At 31.9% G+C, this 1,592-nt stretch carries 1 protein-coding gene and 2 pseudogenes; all 3 read right to left on the bottom strand.

The window, feature by feature from the left end; translation table 11 throughout:
* Nucleotides 1-279 (bottom strand): annotated as a pseudogene (locus tag VF675_RS13630) (hypothetical protein); the annotation flags it as partial.
* Nucleotides 280-283: 4 nt separating this feature from the next.
* Nucleotides 284-736 carry a transporter gene (locus VF675_RS13625; RefSeq protein WP_108676034.1) on the bottom strand — a complete coding sequence of 151 codons (453 nt, stop codon included), beginning with the start codon at nt 734-736 and terminating at the stop codon, nt 284-286.
* A 321-nt stretch (nt 737-1,057) separates the two neighbouring features.
* Nucleotides 1,058-1,592: pseudogene (locus VF675_RS13620) on the bottom strand (ParB/RepB/Spo0J family partition protein); the annotation flags it as partial.

Genomic DNA, 1,592 nt, shown 5'->3' with positions numbered 1-1,592 from the left:
TGAATAGATGAATGCTGCTTTTTGTTGGTCGCTTAGTTCTCCTATAGATGCACTTTTAGCCCATTGAGTTAAGCCTGCCAATAATTTCTTTTGTGTCACCATCCGATTGTCTTTAATCACCACATGGATATCGTGAGCAGCAACATACAATTCCAGTGCCTGCTGATCTTGCGCCAAGAGCTGATTCAAAATTTGTTTTTTTACACTCAGGGGTTGATTGACCCATTCTTCCAATAGTTTAATTTGCTTGTCAGCTGACAATTCATCAGTTTGGCTCATAAAGCTACCATAATTTTTCAGGGTAAAAATTGATATTCAGGTTTCGTTCGAACTTGAGCTTCAAGTCTTTATTCAGGCCAAAGTATTTTTTATAAGTGCTTGCACTCAATTGAACACAACGCTGCGGATTTTTTCCCACCTTCATATACCGTGATAATGGCAAACCTAAGGTATCGGACAATTGAGTAAAAAAACATGTAAATAGAACAGCATGTACCTCTTTATGTTTGTGCTTTGGAACCTGTTCCAAATCTAAAGAAATTTTATGGATTAACCATTTTAGAATTTCAAATTCATCAACACCTTTATGGGATTTTTCACCCTTGTTAAGAATTCTTTTGATATAAGCATCCAGCTTGTTTTTAAGATTCAAGATAAAATGTCGAATAAAATCTGGTAAATCTAATATCAAAACTGCACTTAACTTGGTCAGGACTTCAAGTGATTTTTTTTGCATTTCCAATTTTTTTCTATCGTAACCATCTCAGCTGATACTGGCTGTATAAACTCAATACTGTTGAAATGGCTAATTTTTAAATTTACAACTTAGGCTCAACAGAATCTGTTAAGCCTAAAAAGGCAGATCATGAAGATAAAAATATTGTTGATTCTGATATGGATGAAATTTTAGATCCATCAGAAGATCAGTTACCGTTCTGGTAAGCATTTTTCCCTTTAACACTTTTTAATTCAATATGTATGATAAATAGCAGTACCCAATATTTAAAAAAATATTGGATACTCAATTATAAATTTCCACAGTGGAAATTTATAATTTTTATGGGTGGTCATCTAAACCGGCAAGAAATTCTTCTAACTTTTCAATCTTTTCTTGATTAAATTCAGCATTTAAACTGGTGCGAATATTTAGGACTGTTTTCCCATTGAGACTTTTCTCGATCTTAATCGAACCAAATTTAAGACCATCTTTATTTTTTAAGATCATTTTGTTTACTAGAGAGGCATTTTCGATGCTTTGATCTTGTTTTTTAGCTGTCTCTTGTACCGTTAATGCTTTTTCTATTTGATAAATGAATTTTTTTGATGGACGATTTGTTTCTGTAAATTCATTTAGGTACTTTTTCCATATGGTTAACGTGGTATCTTCAACTAGTTGATGGTTAAACTTTAAAACCAGTTTATTTAATTCAGTTAACAATTGTTGTGCGGTTGCACCTGAAATCGCTTTGGGGTGGATTTTTAGATCTTCTTTTATATAGTTTGGCAGTTTATAAAAGCTCATTAATCTAAAGTATTTAGATTGATCTAATTGATATTTTTGAGTAATAAATTCTATATTTTGTATAGTATAA

This window comes from Acinetobacter sp. Lyrl_1 (assembly GCF_051948795.1).
In the GTDB taxonomy this organism is placed as follows: Bacteria; Pseudomonadota; Gammaproteobacteria; order Pseudomonadales; family Moraxellaceae; genus Acinetobacter; species Acinetobacter towneri.
Note: the sequence above shows the minus strand (reverse complement) of the source record. Positions and strands in the feature narration are given on the sequence as shown.

What these genes read in the sequence shown, in the direction of transcription:
- VF675_RS13625 (WP_108676034.1), bottom strand. Translation starts at nt 736, where the DNA reads ATGCAAAAAAAATCACTTGAAGTCCTGACCAAGTTAAGTGCAGTTTTG.